Genomic DNA, 16,178 nt, shown 5'->3' on the forward strand with positions numbered 1-16,178 from the left:
TTTGATTTCAGGAAATCGCCAGGGCGGCGCCGCGCAGCGCGAGATTTGTCGCCGTGACGAGATAAACCGGGACGCTGCGGGTAAAGCCATCGGGACCGCCGGCGGCCGAAAAGGATTCGACGAAAGCCTCGCTCCTCAGGATTTCGCGCAATTCGATCGCCAGGCTCCCGCTGAGATAGATCCCGCCTTCTGCGCCATATGCCGCGGCAAGATCACCGGCAAAGCGTGCGAGCCAATTTGCGAAATGCCGGAGCGCATCATGCGCGATTGGATCCGGCTCTGCAGACAAGGCAGCCCGAGCGATATCGAATGCGCTCCAGCTCGGGGCATCAAGACCGGCGCGAAGCCGCAATGCATCGTAAAGAGCCGTCAGTCCCGTCGATGTGAGCACCCTCTTCAGCGCAATCCTGCCAATGCCATGCCGCATCGCCTGGACGAGTAAGAGTTCCTCGTTGCTGTCGGCGCCGAACGACATCTCGCCGACGCGGCCGTGTAGAACAGTCCAACCATGCTGGTTTGGAGCGACCATAGCGGCTTCGAGATCCCGGTCGAGCAGTACGACACCCTTCGGGCCGCTTTGCGGAGATGGGCTTGTCAGTTTTACGAGCTCGTGCGGAGGCAGCGTAGGCACGCAGGAGCTGACCGCATCGATGTCGCGCATCAGACTGACGATGGGCACAGCGAAGGCGTTCTGCAATTCTCTTGCGGAAAACGTCCACGAGAGATGGGAAATGCGCGCCTGGTTGTCGGTGACATCGCCGGCCACGGCCAGACTGATCTTGCCTGGCTGCCCGGGCAGCGATTTGAAATAAGCATCGAGCGCCAGCTCGATCGAATCGAAATCGCTCGTTTTGAAATTGACGTAGTGATCGATCACCAATTCATCGATGTCGGCCACGGCAAAGCGCAAGTGACCCGGTCCGATCTCGCCAACGACGGCGTGACGGTCTGACAGCGTCTGCATGGCTCCACCTCATATGTTCGCTCCCTTTTTGTAATCTGGCGCATCTGGCGAGACCCGACCTCATCAAAGCCGCACAAAAGGATCTCCAATAGAGTTGATGCGACTGGAGTTCGACACTCGTATTGCAGGGAGCGTCTCATGGACGGCACGATGGAGCAGATCGTCTGGTTCGAAAACGTGCGGCGCGACGACGTCGCTGAAGTCGGTGGCAAGAACGCGTCGCTCGGAGAGTTGATCCAGAACTTGACGCCGAAGGGCATTGCGGTTCCACCGGGTTTTGCCACGACGTCCGCGGCCTACTGGCGTTATCTTGCGTCCAACAATATCAAAGGCCGCATCGCCTCCTTGATTGCCGAGTGGCAGGCAGGCAAGGCAGGTCTGGCGGAGGCCGGCACTGCGATCCGTAGGCTTTTTCTGCACGGAGATTGGCCCGATGAGCTGTCAGACGCCGTCAGAAAGGCCTACGCCGAGCTTGCAGCGCGGGTCGGAAGTGGCAACCTCGCAGTGGCGGTGCGCTCCAGCGCAACTGCGGAAGACCTTGCGGATGCGAGTTTTGCCGGACAGCAGGAGACGTTTCTCAACGTCAGGGACGAGAAGGCTCTTTTGGATGCCTGCCGCCAATGCTACGCCTCGCTTTTCACCGACAGAGCGATCACTTATCGGCAGGCAAAAGGCTTTGATCACCTGAAGGTCGCCTTGTCGATCGGCGTCCAGCAGATGGTCCGCTCCGACCTTGGCAGTTCCGGCGTGATGTTTTCCATTGATACGGAGACGGGCTTTGACAAAGTCGTATTGATCAATGCCGCCTGGGGGCTTGGCGAGAATGTCGTCAAGGGCACTGTCGACCCAGACGAGTATCAGGTTTTCAAGCCGCTGCTGAAGAACACGTCGTTGCGCCCCATCATCGCGCGCAAACGCGGTGCCAAGGAAAAGAAGCTGATCTACGGGTCGACAGGCGAACCGACCCGCAACGTACCGACGTCCAAGGTCGAACGCGCAGCCTTCGTTCTTGATGACGACGCCGTCATCACTTTGGCACGTTGGGCTGTGCTGATCGAAGATCACTACGGCTGCCCGATGGACATCGAATGGGCCAGAGACGGCGAGACCGGCAAATTCTTCATCGTCCAGGCACGTCCGGAAACGGTGCAGTCCGGTCGCAAGCTGAGCGAACTCAAGAACTATGTCGTCAAGCGCAAGGGCAAGATGCTTCTTGCCGGCCTTGCAATCGGCGACGCCGTCGTGTCCGGCCGCGCCTGCCTGATCGAGACAACCAAGGACATCGACACGTTCGTCGACGGATCGATATTGGTAACGGCAACGACGGACCCCGACTGGATGCCCGTCATGAAGCGGGCAGCGGCAATCGTTACCGACCACGGCGGGCGCACGTCGCACGCGGCAATCGTCAGTCGCGAACTCGGCCTGCCGGCGGTCGTCGGAACCGGCAACGCGACGCAAATACTCCATACAGGCGGGGAAATAACCGTTTCCTGCGCAGAAGGCGACGAGGGTTTCATCTATGATGGCCCTGCAGACTATGAGGTCGAAACGGTCGACGTCGCAGACCTGCCGACGACCCGCACCGAGATCATGTTGAACCTCGCCAATCCCGCGGCCGCTTTTCGGTGGTGGCGGCTTCCTTGCGACGGCATCGGGCTTGCCCGCATGGAATTCGTCATCGGCAATGCCATTCGCATCCACCCGATGGCGTTAGCCCATCTCGACAGTCTCAAGGATGCAGACGCCAAACATCAGATCGAGGAACTGACTGCAGGCTACGAGGTCAAGGCAGACTTTTTCGTTGATCATCTCGCCTGCGGCCTGGCACGCCTTGCCGCGGTGGTCTATCCGAAGCCTGCGATCGTCCGGCTCAGCGACTTCAAGACGAATGAATATGCCAAGCTCGTCGGCGGTCAGGAATTCGAGCCGAGCGAGGAAAATCCGATGCTCGGCTTCAGAGGTGCCTCCCGCTACTACTCACCGCGCTACCGTGACGGCTTTGCGCTCGAATGCCGTGCCATCGGCAAGTTAAGAGGCGAACTCGGCTTCGATAACGTCATCGTCATGGTACCGTTTTGCCGCTCGGTGGAAGAGGCTCAAAAGGTCCTGAAGGTAATGGCAGAAAATGGCCTTGCGCGCGGTCAAGACGGGCTGAAGGTCTATGTGATGTGCGAAATTCCCTCCAACGTTATTCTGGCAGAGGAGTTCGCTGACCATTTCGATGGATTTTCCATCGGCTCGAATGATCTCACGCAACTCACCCTCGGCGTCGATCGCGATGCGGGCGAGCTTTCCGACCTTTTTGACGAACAGGACCCGGCCGTGAAGTGGATGATCTCGCATGTCATCGCCGAAGCGGGCAGGTCCGGCGCCAAGATTGGCATTTGCGGTCAGGCGCCAAGCGATCATCCTGACTTCGCAAGCTTTCTGGTAGACTGCGGCATCGACAGCATCTCCGTCAGCCCCGATAGTTTCGTGACGGTCAAAAGAAAGGTTGGGGAGGCGGAACGACGGAAGGATGAAGCGGGGATGTCGCATCACTCTGCTTGATTTAGAGGGAAGCGAGGCACGCCGCCATGCCTTATATCGACAACAGCGACTTGCCTGCCTCGGTGCGCGCTTCTTTGCCGGATCACGCTCAGGACATCTATCGTCAAGCTTTCAACCATGCCTTCGACGCCCATAAAGACGATCCCCGTCAGGAAGAGGTCTCCCATAGGATCGCCTGGGCTGCGGTGAAACGATCCTATGTCAAGCTTGGCGGCCATTGGGTTGCCCGCTGACGGCAATTTCAAATGCCCGTCATCGAGCCCGCTCTTGAAGTTCGTCGACGGCATTTCTGATTTTCCGCAAAATGACACCGCGCGCTTTCTCGTCAGCGGCTTTGTCCAATCTCTCTTCGAGGTCCAGGATCAGGGACTGATAATCGTTGTGCCAGTCCTTGCGACCGGTCTGGAACGCTTCCAGACGGGGTGGCGCCCCAGGAGCGCGGGTTTCCACTGCGCCTTCGGCAGAAAGCTCGTAGGTTGCGTCCAGGGTCGGCTTGACGATGGAAAGATCAGGCCGTGTCGCCAGGAGACGGGTTTCCAGCCCCGCCACGGCCGGCAGCTCGCCATGCACTAGAAATAGCGTCCTTCTTACAGGTAGACGCGCAGCGACCCAGGCTGCCAGTTCCGTCGCGTCGGCGTGTCCGCTATAGACGTCGAGCGTGCGGATATTTGCTCGAACGATGATCTCGTCGCCCTGGATGCGGACGGTAGACGCCCCATCCTGCAGAAGGCGTCCGAGCGTACCGGTTGCCTGATAGCCAACCAGCAGCACGGTTGCCTCCTCCCGCCAAAGCCAGTTCTTTAGACGATGCCGGATACGGCCGGCTTCACACATGCCACTGGCAGCGATGACGATGTGAAATCCATGGATATGATCGATCGCCTTCGACTGTTCGGCACTCTCCGTGAAGCGGACATTCCTGGACTTCAATGCGCGCAGCAGAAGATCGCCGTTCTCAAGCTCGCTGGCATGTCTGCTGAAGACTTGCGTTGCGCGCAGTGCAAGAGGAGAATCGATAATGATAGGACACTTTGGAATCTCGCCCTTATCCATGAGGTGAGACAGGTCGGCCAAAAGCTCCTGCGTGCGCTCCACCGCGAACGAGGGTATGAGAAGCGCGCCGTCTCGATGGCGCGTGGCACGCTGGACCTCCTCACGCAGCATCTTGCGGCGCCGTTCATCCGAGGGATCGTGACGATCGACGTCGCCATAGGTGCTTTCGCAGACGATATAGTCGAAGGCGGACGGCGCTTCCGGATCGAACTGGAACAGCTTATGGCGTGGGCCGATGTCTCCTGAAAATAAAAGCCGCTGGCGATCGGAGCCGGAGCCGATCTCAATTTCAATCGAGGCGGAGCCGAGAAGATGTCCGGCATTCCAGAAACGGAAGCGAAATTCCCGAGACAGTTCCTTCCAAATTTTGAACGGGTGCGCCTGGAACTGCACGAGCGAGGACATGGCGTCAGCAGCGGTGTAGATCGGACTGACGGGTTTTCGCCCTCGTCGCTCATTTCTTCGATTGAGTTGCTCGACTTCCATCTCCTGGATATGCCCGGAATCCGGGAGCATGACGGCGCAAAGGTCCAATGTAGCCGGCGTACAGTAGATCGGGCCGGAGAACCCGTCTTTCACCAGTTTCGGCAGGAGCCCGCTGTGATCTATATGCGCATGGGTCAGAATGACGGCATCAAGCTCGGCCGCCTGGAACGGAAAAGGGCGATAGTTCAGCTCTTTTTCCGTCTTGGATCCCTGAAACATGCCGCAATCTACGAGAACGCGGCTTTCACCGACTTCAAGGAGAAAGCATGAACCGGTCACCGAGCCGGCGGCTCCGTGGAACGTCAGCCTGGGCTTGTCTTTCAGAGACATCTTCCGCTTCCCACTAACCTTGCGGTACCCTGCACTGGCCGCTTGATCCTCGGACCCGTTCCGCCAGCTCTTTACGATTCACGATAGACGAGAACGGGAAGCTTCGAATTGGCGAGCACCTTCATCGTCACGCTTCCGATCATGAAGGCCTTCAAGCCCTCCCGACCATGGGAAGCCATTGCGATTAGGTCGCAGTCATTGCTTGCAGCAGCTTCAACGATGGCCTTTGCAGGGTCGCTGCTTTTCATTCGCAGCGTCGAGCAGGTGATGCCGACCGCGGCGGCAACCTCCTCCGCGTCCCGAAGAACCTTGTCGGCCACGAGGTCCGCATGACGATCGAATTCCGCGCGGGTGTTTTCCAATTGCTCGGGATTGATCGAAAGCACTCTGAAGGGTTCGACCACAGTTAGTACCGTGACCTTGGCGCCCATGCCGCGGGCGAACTCCATCGCCTTTTTCACGGCCGCATTCGATAAAGCCGATCCATCTGTCGGAACGAGAAAATGCTTGTACACGAGAACCTCCCTGGCGATCATTTTTTAATGATACAGCGCTCATCGTGGGCAACATTGACGCAGGTCAACCCGTACGCGCCAGCATTCCCTCTCGAGAAATCCGGCCGCATTCATCTCGATCGACTGCTTATGGCGAACCTGTCGCCGGCATCAAATCCAGTTCGGTTTGACCAAGGTCAAGGTTCGAAGTGGACAGCGGCTCCATCCTTCGCAAGTCCCAACGGAGGATCGGCAATGACGTTCGCCAACATCCTGAACATCGTCAAAGAGGATGTCACCGAGGCAGAGCTGGACACGGCTGCGATGCTTGCTCGCTTCGAAAAGGGTCATCTTTCCCTTTTGCTTGTCGAGGCCGCCGAGCCGCCGCCCGTGGGGGTGAACCTGGAGTTCGTGTCCGCAGCATGGCAGGCGGAAAACCAGAAGAATCGATCCCGCCTTTTAGACCGCGTCCAGGATCTCGAGGCCACGCTTGCCCGGAAGGGGATCTCAAATGACGTGGAATATGCCTACGCGGAGATCATTCGTATCGATAATGTCGTTGGCGAGCAGGCACAGTTAAGCGATGTCGCGGTCATCGGAAACGACATTCTTGCGGATCCGGTAATCCGGGACGCGGTGCTCGACGGCTTATTGTTCCACGCTCATGTCCCTGTCATCGTCAATCCGACTGCTGCGGACAAATGGGAGGAGAATACTGTCCTGATTGCATGGACGGATGCGCCCGCAGCCTCCGCCGCGGTCAAGGCGAGCGTGCCGCTCTTGAAGCGGGCACGATCGGTGAGGGCGGTTATGGTCGATTCCTCAGGCAGTGAGCGAGAAGTCACCGCCAAGCTGCAATCATACCTGTCTCATCACGGAATAGATATCATCGTGGATTGCGTGGGTCGCAATGGACTTACCGTGGCCGAAGCGCTGGATGCCCACGCAGATCTGATGCAGTCCGACCTCCTCGTCATGGGCGCCTACGGCCACTCGCGCCTGCGCGAGCGCATCTTTGGCGGCGTGACCCGCTCTATGCTGGAGCGGCGGAAACGTCCGATCTTCATCTCTGCATGATCATGCTTTCATGTCACGACTGGGCGCTGTTCGTCTTCCCGGCCTCGAACGACCCGCTGTCCCGCCAACGGGCCGTGGCTTGCTGTCGTGATCGTGCATCGTCCCTCCTGCTCACCGTCACGATGGTAATGGATGATCACCCAGTCTTTCGTTCTGCCCAATTCATGCGCCAGGCGGCTGTTGGAAAAGAGAGCCGTGAAATGATAACCATGCCTGCGGATATGCAGAACGGGAAGCCATGCCACTTTCATCGGATTGAAACGTCGCGGGGTGATTCTTGGGAGCTTTCCTGCTCCGGCCATGCTGCGATAGATGCGGTCGATCTCAAGAAGCAGCGACACGGCGGGAGGCGGGCTTTCGGCTATCGCGACGGCCGGCCGTCGTCCCAGCCGCTCCGCCAGAACCGCAGCGATCAGATCCTTTCGGCGTTTGCCAATGCCTGCAACCGTAAGTCCGCCGATGTGCAGCGCGTGCTCCAGATCCTCGAGGGTTTCAATTCCGGCCTGGTCGACCAGGCGTCTGGCAAGCGCTGGTCCGATTCCTGGTATGGTGCGGAATATGGCTTCGGGTGCGGAGTCTCCGCGCAGCCTGTCGAGTTGGCTCCAACGCCCACTCGTCAATATTTCCGTCAATGCGCTCGCAATCCCCGGTCCAACGGCTGGAAGCTCGATCAATCCTTCACGGCCCTTGCGCGAAAAGATCTCGTCGACGGGGCGTTCGAGCGCTCCGATCACGTCGGCAGCCCGATCGTAGGCACGAGAGCGAAAACCGCTTTCGCCTTGCTGACGAAGAAGACCGGAATATTCGCGCAGCCTCCCGGCGACTTGTCGATTGACGTCCAGCGACAGGCCGGCCGAAGCCGACCCGCTGCCTGTCGACGCCTTGAGGGCAGGTGCTTCCGAAACGTCCATGTCGGTATCTCCAACGCGTATCGTGGCGGGGATCACTCGGCGCCAGCCTCATAAGCCTGGGCGGCTGCTTCGGCAAAAAAGTGGGCCACAGGGATGACCGCAATCCGCCGGTCCGAGCGATAGGGCTCGGCGAGAGCGATGGTGTCGCTGACGACGATTCCGTCTATGAACGCGGCGCTGAGGTCGGCTGCGGCGGGTTTCGAAAAGACGGCGTGTGTGGCGCAGAGGTGGATTTCCTTAGCTCCGCGCTCGGCGCAGGCTTTTGCTGCACGAAGCATCGTCGTGCCCGAGCTGATCAGGTCATCCAGAATGATGACGAACCTGTCGCCGACATCACCGGCAAAGAGGTCTCCGCTCACTATCCCTTGGCTGCGCTGCTTTTCCATGAATGCGAGGCCCACCGGGCGACGCAGCCTGGTTTCCAGTCTCTCCCGAAACATCTCGGCGCGTTTTGCTCCACCAAGATCGGGAGAAACGACGGTGACGTCCTGGTTTAAGATGCGCTTGGCAAAGTGGCTGGCGAAGGCTTCGTAGGCCACAAGGTTAATTGCTCGACAGCGAAAGGCATTCTGGAAGGCCGCCAGATTATGGGTCTCAATTGTGATCAGGCAGTCGGTGCCTGCCGTCTCAAAGAACCGGGCCACGTAGGCGGCGGTTAGGGGATCCTGCGCTTTCGTTTGCCGATCCTTGCGCATGTATGGGAGGTAAGGAGCAATGGCGGTCACGCGTGCCGCGCCGTTGGTCTTGAGCGTTGCGATGAAGAATAGCAGCTTCAGAAGCCTGTCGTGCACGCTCTCGCTTGCGTCGCGCTCCAGGCCCGACACCACGAAGACATCTCGGCCGCAAACATCCGCCAAGGGGCGGCATTTCTTCTCGCCGTCCTCAAAGGACCGCTCTTCAAGTGGAGAGATGGGAAGCTCGAGTTCTGCTGCCAGGCGCTCGCCGAAAACCCTGCTGCCCTCAAGAGCAAAGAGGAGGGGGTGAGGGCGACGCCAGTGCGGCACGAAACGTCGTCCTTGCGTTACGACCTGCCGCATGTTTGCCGCAGCCAGGAACGCGTCTATCGTCCTTCCATCGCTAGACAATGGTGCAACGTAAAGCTCCGCATCGACGAACGTGTTTGGCGCAGGTCGCGTCGTAAAACATCCGATGATAGGCTCTCCGGTCTGCTCAACGAAGCGCATTAGGCTTCGAAGACGCACAGCCCCTCGTTTGTCCGCTGCCTTCTCTAGATGTCCTTCGCCGGGACATGAGCCGAGAAGATCCTTTGCCGCTGCCAATCCCGAGACCAACCGATAGTGATTATCCGGTTCCGCGCGCAAGACGAGGCCAGCACAGGCGGCTTCGGACGACGGCGACAGGAAAGGCTCCGGATCTGGCGCTATTTTCTGACCTCGTCGGTCGAGCCAGGCCTGATGAAGCAGATTGACGTGTTCGTCGGTGGACGTAAGAGCACTGTCAAGACGACGGAACAGACGCGTCAGACGCTTATCGACTTTCGCGAACATGGTCATGGCACCCTCCTCTAAACACCAGAGAGAATAAGCTGGCCCCGCGCCACTGCCATGATCGAAGTCAAAACGGGAAAGCGGATTGACCGACATCAACCGGAGAAGACGCTCTTTCGATTAAGATTGTTCGATACTTGCTTGAGGAGTTTTCTTTGGCGACCCTGAACGAGATTGTCAGCTTTCTGAGCGAACCGTCCACCTACGGCAAGCCGGCCTTTCCGGTCACCGTTCGCGAAACCCATATGTCCTTCGTCTTCTTGCATGATGACAGGGTTTATAAGCTGAAGAAACCGGTAACGGGTCCTTTCATGAACTTTTCGACGCTCGCCGCGCGTGAGGTCAATTGTCGTGAGGAGGTGCGCCTCAACCGGCGCCTGGCGCCTGACACGTATCTCTCGGTGCTGCCCGTAACATTGCAGGCGGATGGATCGCTTTGTCTCGATGGAAGCGGCAAGGCTGTCGAGTGGCTGGTGGAAATGCGTCGCCTTCCAGACAAGCTGATGCTTGACCGGCTTCTTGAGACCGGGGCCGTCACGCCGGGGCATATGACAAGGCTCGTGGATCGGCTAGCCAACTTCTATCGAACGGGCGCTCGGCCAGCGATCGATCCTCGCGACCATCTTCGCACGCTCGAGTGCCAGAAGGACATCACCAGGGAGACGTTGAGACACGAGGGTTTCGACGTCGATCATCGAGCAATTGCGCATGTGCTGAATGACCTCGATTGCGCCTTCTATGCTGCACAGAATGCGATCGTCCAACGCATCGAGAGCGGACACTATGTGGAGGGACATGGCGACCTGCGCCCCGAGCACATATGTTTCTGCGACCCACTCGTGATTTTTGATTGCCTGGAGTTCAATCCGCGACTTCGCTTCATCGATCCCTTCGACGAGGTTGCTTTTCTTGGGATGGAATGCGCCTTCTCAGGCGCGACGGGCGCAGGCGAGACTATACGAAGTCTTCTGCAACATGCGCTCGCCGATCAAATTCCCGACAGTCTGTGGTTCTTCTACGTGGCCTTTCGAGCAACGCTGCGGGCACGCATGAGCTATTCTCATCTGATTGACGGCAGCGCAAAGGAAACGAGCGTATGGGAGCAGAAGACGGACAGGTATGTTGGCTTGGCGCAGGCCGCTTTGTATTCAGGTTTCAGCATGGGCTCGAAAATGGCACGTTGAATTTGGAGCGCTGTCGTCTACCGGCCGTCGGGGCGCGTGCCGGCCAGTATCGCTTTTGACGGATAATGCTTGCCAGACGGCTTCTAGAGGCAGGCGAAGCGGCTCTCCGGAACCTACTGCTGACTGTCTGGGGCGCGGGTGTTTATTCTGGCATCGAGAACTGCCTGCAAGAACGCCTCGCGCGCGGTGTCGCTGGAAATTTGATTTCGCACGGCCGCCGAACAGATTTCCCGCGCGAATGAATGCTTTCGACGGGATCCGACCCAATCGTTTGCGAGAAACTCGAGTGCTTCGGCCGGATTGTGAATGATCTGCGGCCCTCGCGCCTCGACCTGCACATATACCGGCTCATGCCAGGGTTCGACGAGTTCGTTAGGGACTGACATCTTCTTCTCCTCTGTGTGCTCAACGTCCTTGGAACTGATAATCCTCTCCAGGCCTGCGTGACGGCGGCTTGTCGTTTCTCGTGACGGGCCATTATCGCTCTATTACGGACAGCCAAAGGGGTCGCAGGACCTCGGGTAATTCGTCGATCAACTTTTCCGACAGACCCTGGTCGATCTCCTGCCACAGGAGATCGAATACAGCCCTGCTGGTCGCTTTTGGGTCGCGTGGAAAGTGTGGCGGAAGGTGGTTTGCTACCTGCTGCGTGAAGTCGTCGATACTTCGCATGCGCTTCTTTTCAGCGCCGATGTGCCAATTTTCAAAATAGATCCCGCGCACCAGCATCGGCAGTTGTGCCGACAGATGAACCGCCTGCTCTACCGTCAGTTGGTCGCGCAACGCGTGGAGGACGGCTCTCAAAGCGTTGTATGCTTCGTGCCGGTCGCTGAAATGGTGTTGATCGACGAGCTTTTTCAGCCATAGATTCGTGAGCTGGACCGTATGGTCCAATGCTGCGACTTGCGTGTCACTCATTTCCATCTCCTTCGATAGCCAAGTTTGCGGAAACCTGCGATCCCTTCCGGAGTGGGCTCTCCAGCTCCTCACCCGAAAGACCGATTGCCAGAGCTTCTTGGTTCAAGGGTAGAAGCCAGGCGGCGGGACAGGCATGTCAGGCAGCATAGCCACTTGCACATTGTCGATGACTTGGATCACACCCAGTGTATTCTCCGCCGCCACACGCGCCGCAGTCTTCTCCCTTAAGTCGAGGACCTTCCCCTCGAGTGTGACAATGGCTTCCTTCACGTGCACCGTAATGTTGTCGCCCCACCGCTGATGATCGAGCTCGCCCTCCAGGGCGCGGCGGATATCCGCATCGATCCTCTCGACCGAACGTGCCGCCATCTCCTTGATCATCGAGCGCATGATGTCGGATCGCGTCAGGACGCCGACGACCTTGTCGTCCGCAACGACGGGCAGGCGCTTGATGTTGCGCTCGGCCATGAGAAGAGCTGCGGCGCCGACCGCCTCTTCGGCCCCGATGGTGACAGCCGGAGAGGACATGACCTCTCCGACCTTTCGCCCGAACGCCTTGGAATAGTCTTCCGCCAGGGCGCCGCGCGTGGAAAACAACCGTTGCCAGAAGCTTTTTGCCGGATCCGTGTGCAGTTCTCCACGCAGCAAGAAGTCGCTTTCGCTGATGACGCCGGCCAGCTGTCCGGCCTCGTCCGTCACGGGCAGACCACTGATGCCATGGTCAAGCATCAAGTTTGCCGCCTCCCAGATCCGCGCCTCCGCGCCGATCGTCACGGGGTTTGGCGTCATGATGGTCTGCACTGTCGACATTTTTTGCCTCCTGTACAAACACAGACTAAAATGATGAGCGGCAAGTTCATTGACCTTGATCAACGAGCACCCAAACAGGTCTGGCGCCCGCTTGCTGAGACCCGCAAGCCAAACGGCCCTGCAAGGCAAGCTCCGGTTACGGATGCCAGCCCGGAGGATCGAAGTCAGCCTCTGTCTTGCCTTCCAACCAAAGAAGGGTCTTCATTCGCACGTTTGCGATAAGGGTGGAGGAAGCGGGGGCTGCGCCATCGCTGATCCTGCTTCAAGGACTGTCTGATCTGGCGGCGGCCAGGAGTTTAGCCAAGGCCGCTGAAGCGGTGCGCACTTTGAGCGGATCGGCTCGGCTGGTCACGATGATGGGAACACGAGCACCAAGCACCAGGCCGGCGGCATCGGCCCCGGCGAAATAGATGAGCTGCTTGGCCAGCATATTGCCGGCCTCCAGATCCGGTACGAGGAGAATGTCTGCCTGACCGGCCACCGGAGAATCGATAGATTTTGCCCGGGCGGCTTCGGCGCTGATCGCATTGTCGAAAGCGAGGGGGCCATCGACGACCGCACCATTGATCTGGCCGCGTGCCGCCATCACAGTCAGTGCAGCGGCGTCAAGCGTCGCCTGCATCTTGCTATTGACCGTTTCGACCGCCGCAAGCACGGCAACACGGGGTTTTCCGATGCCGAGCGAGCGCAGGAGATCGACGGCATTTTGACAGATGTCGCGCTTCTGGTCGAGATCCGGCTGAATGTTGATCGCCGCGTCGGTAACGACGAGGAGTCTGTCATAAAGCGGAATATCCATCACATAGACGTGGCTCATCCGCCGTTCCGTTCTCAGTCGCGCCAATGCCATGACTGCCGACAGAAGCTCATCCGTATGCAGACTGCCCTTCATCAAGGCTGCGACCTCGCCCTCGCAAGCCAGCGCTGCGCCTCGTTCGGCGGCGGCATGGCTGTGTTCGACCGGGACGATTTCAATGTCGTCGAGCAGTATGCCGGCTGCATCCGCGATTGCCCGGATCTTGCGTTCAGGGCCGACCAGAACCGGCGCCAGAAGCCCCTGCGCCTTCAACTCCGCTGCAGATCGCAACGTGTCGGCAGAACATGGGTGGACCACGGCCGTACGCATCGGCGCAATGGTGCTGGCCAGGTGGATATAGCCTTCGTAGCGGCCGTTATGTCTTAGCGTCGTTTCCACGATGACCTCCTGGATACCGATCGGGCCTTCTCTAAACCGCTGGCGGTCACTGTGCTTTGATGCAGCGCAATCTGTGCCGTTTTGTGCTTGAGGAAACGTGAGGAAACCGCGCGCGGATCGAATGCGTGCGTCGGTTCGTGCAAGCGGGCACCTGATTGTACGCCGCCCCCATGCCCTGACGTTGAGGGCATCGTACTTTCGGCGATGCTCCACTGTCTTGCAACGAAGGATAACCGAGATTGCGCTTGGTCAATGTCGCGATGTCGGATCGCCTCTTATCCTCGGCGAAGCTGCAAGGAAAGTTGCTGGGGAGGACCAGTCATGCCGGCGCCTGCAAGTCATTGTCCGAATATTAGTCGCTATGCGCCTATGGTTTATGGAAAAGCCCTTCTCAGACTCCTGCAGGTCGCCGTATTTCTCGCCTGGGCATCCAGCACTGCAGCATCCGCCCAGGGCCAGCCCTCCTTGGCGCCGATGCTCGAGCGCGTCCTTCCAAGCGTGGTATCCATCAATGTCCAAGCGTCCGCCGGTGCCGACAGCGCGTTAGAGGAGGACGGGGCGTCCGATCCAACCCAGACGACCGGCTCGGGCGTCATTATCGACGCCGGGCAAGGCTTTGTTCTGACGAGCTATCATGTCGTTGCAAATGCGACGAAGATTACCATCCGGCTTTTCAACGCCGACACCTATGATGGCGAACTTGTCGGCAGCGATCCTCAAACGGATCTCGCCGTCGTAAGGATCAGGGCCTCGGGTTTGACGGCAATGGCGCTCGGCGATTCCGGCGCGCTGCATGTCGGTGACTATGTCGTGGCGATCGGTAACCCATTCGGCCTGGGAGAGACTGCCACCCTTGGTATCGTCGGCGCTCTCGGGCGCGGGGGATTCGGTCTTGAAGGCTATGAGGATTTCATTCAAACCGACGCCTCGATGAACCCGGGAAACTCGGGCGGCGCTTTGGTCAACCTCGACGGCGAACTGGTCGGTATCAACACGGCGATCATGGGACCATCCGACACGAATGTCGGCGTCGGTTTCTCCATCCCGGTCAACATTGCCGGCGGTGTCGTCAAACAACTGGTTACCTATGGGGAAGTTCGCCGTGGACAGCTCGGCGTTGCAGTTCAAGACAATGATCGTGACTTCGAACGGGCGCTTGCCATCAGGACTTCAACCGGGGCTCTCGTCGGCGAGGTTGTACCGGGTTCGCCTGCGAGCCGGGCAGGTGTCCAGGTTGCCGACGTCATCGTCGGGATCGACGGTGCTCCCGTTCATACAGCGCGCGAGTTCCGGACGAAGGTTGCCTCCTATCCACCCGGCGCCACGGTGACCGTTTCCGTCTTTCGGCGAGAGGGGAAATTCGATCTGCGCGCCACGCTCGCCGCTGAAAGCGAACCCCCTCCAGCTCCGCTTCCCTTGACCATGGAAGGCGACGGCCTTCTTTCCCTCGTCACCCTACAGGTTCTCGATCAAGCTTCGGATGCTTATGGCAAGGTTGAAGGGGCGTTGGTGAAATCAATGAGCGATCGCAGCCGCGCCTCAATTGCCGGCCTCGAAGCCGGAGACGTTATCGTCAGCGTCGACCGCAAGCCGGCAAAATCACCGCAAGCCGTCGTGGACCTCACCCGGCGTGCAAAGGATCTTCTACTGCTTGGAATTTACAGGGACGGGCACACGCGCTTCATCGTGATCAGATAAACCGCCCAAGTCATCCCGGGATTTGTCAGGTCGAGACCACAGATCAAAAGCCGTTGCCTTTTGTCGGCGGAATGAAAAGGTTCGGATAGCCCGTCTTCGGAGGTTTCTTGTCGGTCTGGCTGTCGGCGTTGGCTTGCTTTTGGCCAACCGGTTTCGTTGCGCCGGCATAGCCAATCAGAACGGCCGCCGCGATCATAACCCCTGCTGCAAAAACCCTCAGCATTGTTCCGCTCCTTTCATCTTCGAAAGGATAGTTCCACAAAGTATTGGCGCATTTCATTGCGGCGGATCAAAGTGGCGTGTGAATGTGCGGATATATTTGCATGTGCAACGCCACGCTGGCTCGGCCCTTGACAGGAATCTCGGTTGACCGAGATCAATGATCTTTGGCCTTTCGCGTCAACCTTGTTTTGGAGGATTGTCGATGTCTAAAACCGCCTTTCCACTTTCTGCACAAATGGACACCCCTCTCGCGGTAAATCCTCTTGTCGTACAGGCGAGACTTTTCGTTCTGTCATACAGGATCGGCTTGCGCTGTCAGGCCGAGCTGCTGGGATTCCTGCAGCATCGAACGAAGCTGTTCGACACCTGTCTGCGCGACTTGGTCGAGAGTATCGAGTTGAACGACTCATTCGATGTGCTGACGGACTATTTCCAGAGCGCTTTTGCGGACTATCCGCGCGCGTTTGCGAAGATGGCTGCTGTTACTTCAAGTATGGAAGCGGAAGGCGCTCGCTTGGCTCGAAAGCTCGCCGATGATGTCGCCGATGACATTGGAGCAAAAACGGTATCGTGATGCTCTTCCATGAACGGCACTGGGTGCCTCTTCAGCGCTCGCTTCAGTTATCGGGTATCGTCTCATGCGCACCGTTTTCTGGCTCGGCTGGAGTATCTTTTCGCCGGTCATGTCGCTGAGCAACCCTCCTGACTGTATTGCGCTATTGGTCCTGCCGATCTTGATAAGGGTCAACGACGCCGGCTCTGCCTATGGCACTAT

Annotated in this window: 16 protein-coding genes; 6 read left to right on the forward strand and 10 right to left on the reverse strand. The window is 58.6% G+C overall.

Features of this window, described 5'->3' with window-relative positions; translation table 11 throughout:
* Nucleotides 1-7: 7 nt before the first annotated feature.
* Entirely contained in the window at nt 8-964 is a 957-nt protein-coding gene (locus FHT82_RS04905) for a glucokinase (RefSeq protein WP_183726830.1), read from the reverse strand.
* Between the two features lie 138 nt (nt 965-1,102).
* Between FHT82_RS04905 and ppsA the strand changes: the two genes are divergently transcribed.
* Nucleotides 1,103-3,517 (forward strand): phosphoenolpyruvate synthase, encoded by a 2,415-nt coding sequence (ppsA, locus tag FHT82_RS04910; RefSeq protein ID WP_183726832.1) that lies wholly within the window; start codon nt 1,103-1,105, stop codon nt 3,515-3,517.
* 26 nt (nt 3,518-3,543) lie between these two features.
* The gene (locus FHT82_RS04915; protein ID WP_183726834.1) at nt 3,544-3,750 is read left to right on the forward strand and encodes a ChaB family protein; all 207 of its coding nucleotides are present in this window, start codon (nt 3,544-3,546) and stop codon (nt 3,748-3,750) included.
* A gap of 19 nt (nt 3,751-3,769) precedes the next feature.
* On the opposite strand, the gene FHT82_RS04920 is transcribed toward FHT82_RS04915, so the two are convergent.
* Together FHT82_RS04920 and FHT82_RS04925 are read right to left on the reverse strand one after the other, a co-directional pair.
* Nucleotides 3,770-5,380, reverse strand: a complete 1,611-nt coding sequence (locus FHT82_RS04920; RefSeq protein WP_183727309.1) for an MBL fold metallo-hydrolase — start codon at nt 5,378-5,380, stop codon at nt 3,770-3,772.
* Nucleotides 5,381-5,457: 77 nt separating this feature from the next.
* Nucleotides 5,458-5,901, reverse strand: a complete 444-nt coding sequence (locus FHT82_RS04925; protein ID WP_183726835.1) for a universal stress protein — start codon at nt 5,899-5,901, stop codon at nt 5,458-5,460.
* A 234-nt stretch (nt 5,902-6,135) separates the two neighbouring features.
* On the opposite strand from FHT82_RS04925, the gene FHT82_RS04930 reads away from it, so the two are divergent.
* Nucleotides 6,136-6,957 carry a universal stress protein gene (locus FHT82_RS04930; protein WP_246698051.1) on the forward strand — a complete coding sequence of 274 codons (822 nt, stop codon included), beginning with the start codon at nt 6,136-6,138 and terminating at the stop codon, nt 6,955-6,957.
* A gap of 8 nt (nt 6,958-6,965) precedes the next feature.
* On the opposite strand, the gene FHT82_RS04935 is transcribed toward FHT82_RS04930, so the two are convergent.
* Entirely contained in the window at nt 6,966-7,868 is a 903-nt protein-coding gene (locus tag FHT82_RS04935) for a helix-hairpin-helix domain-containing protein (protein WP_183726837.1), read from the reverse strand.
* 32 nt (nt 7,869-7,900) lie between these two features.
* Nucleotides 7,901-9,382: a ribose-phosphate diphosphokinase gene (prs, locus tag FHT82_RS04940; RefSeq protein ID WP_246698052.1), complete on the reverse strand. Its 1,482-nt coding sequence runs from the start codon at nt 9,380-9,382 to the stop codon at nt 7,901-7,903.
* A gap of 239 nt (nt 9,383-9,621) precedes the next feature.
* Between prs and FHT82_RS04945 the strand changes: the two genes are divergently transcribed.
* Nucleotides 9,622-10,560 carry a hypothetical protein gene (locus FHT82_RS04945; protein ID WP_183726839.1) on the forward strand — a complete coding sequence of 313 codons (939 nt, stop codon included), beginning with the start codon at nt 9,622-9,624 and terminating at the stop codon, nt 10,558-10,560.
* A 113-nt stretch (nt 10,561-10,673) separates the two neighbouring features.
* Here the strand turns inward: FHT82_RS04945 and FHT82_RS04950 are convergent, their stop codons facing one another.
* The 4 genes from FHT82_RS04950 to FHT82_RS04965 all read right to left on the reverse strand — a co-directional run bounded on the left by FHT82_RS04950 (nt 10,674) and on the right by FHT82_RS04965 (nt 13,483).
* A complete protein-coding gene (locus FHT82_RS04950) occupies nt 10,674-10,946 on the reverse strand; it encodes a DUF982 domain-containing protein (RefSeq protein ID WP_183726841.1) in 273 nt (90 codons plus the stop codon).
* A 91-nt stretch (nt 10,947-11,037) separates the two neighbouring features.
* Nucleotides 11,038-11,478, reverse strand: a complete 441-nt coding sequence (locus FHT82_RS04955) for a DUF2267 domain-containing protein (protein ID WP_183726843.1) — start codon at nt 11,476-11,478, stop codon at nt 11,038-11,040.
* A 102-nt stretch (nt 11,479-11,580) separates the two neighbouring features.
* Complete coding sequence (locus FHT82_RS04960) at nt 11,581-12,288, reverse strand: CBS domain-containing protein (protein ID WP_183726845.1); 708 nt, start codon at nt 12,286-12,288, stop codon at nt 11,581-11,583.
* A 262-nt stretch (nt 12,289-12,550) separates the two neighbouring features.
* Nucleotides 12,551-13,483, reverse strand: coding sequence for a bifunctional enoyl-CoA hydratase/phosphate acetyltransferase (locus FHT82_RS04965; RefSeq protein ID WP_183726846.1), 933 nt, complete (start codon nt 13,481-13,483; stop codon nt 12,551-12,553).
* Between the two features lie 369 nt (nt 13,484-13,852).
* On the opposite strand from FHT82_RS04965, the gene FHT82_RS04970 reads away from it, so the two are divergent.
* The gene (locus tag FHT82_RS04970) at nt 13,853-15,181 is read left to right on the forward strand and encodes a trypsin-like peptidase domain-containing protein (protein WP_246698053.1); all 1,329 of its coding nucleotides are present in this window, start codon (nt 13,853-13,855) and stop codon (nt 15,179-15,181) included.
* A 43-nt stretch (nt 15,182-15,224) separates the two neighbouring features.
* Here FHT82_RS04970 and FHT82_RS04975 read toward each other — a convergent pair whose 3' ends face one another.
* Complete coding sequence (locus tag FHT82_RS04975; protein ID WP_183726850.1) at nt 15,225-15,461, reverse strand: hypothetical protein; 237 nt, start codon at nt 15,459-15,461, stop codon at nt 15,225-15,227.
* Nucleotides 15,462-15,605: 144 nt separating this feature from the next.
* On the opposite strand from FHT82_RS04975, the gene FHT82_RS04980 reads away from it, so the two are divergent.
* Entirely contained in the window at nt 15,606-15,977 is a 372-nt protein-coding gene (locus tag FHT82_RS04980; protein WP_183726852.1) for a hypothetical protein, read from the forward strand.
* The last annotated feature ends 201 nt before the right edge of the window (nt 15,978-16,178 follow it).

The sequence above is a fragment of the Rhizobium sp. BK275 genome (assembly GCF_014193555.1).
Classification (GTDB): Bacteria; Pseudomonadota; Alphaproteobacteria; order Rhizobiales; family Rhizobiaceae; genus Rhizobium.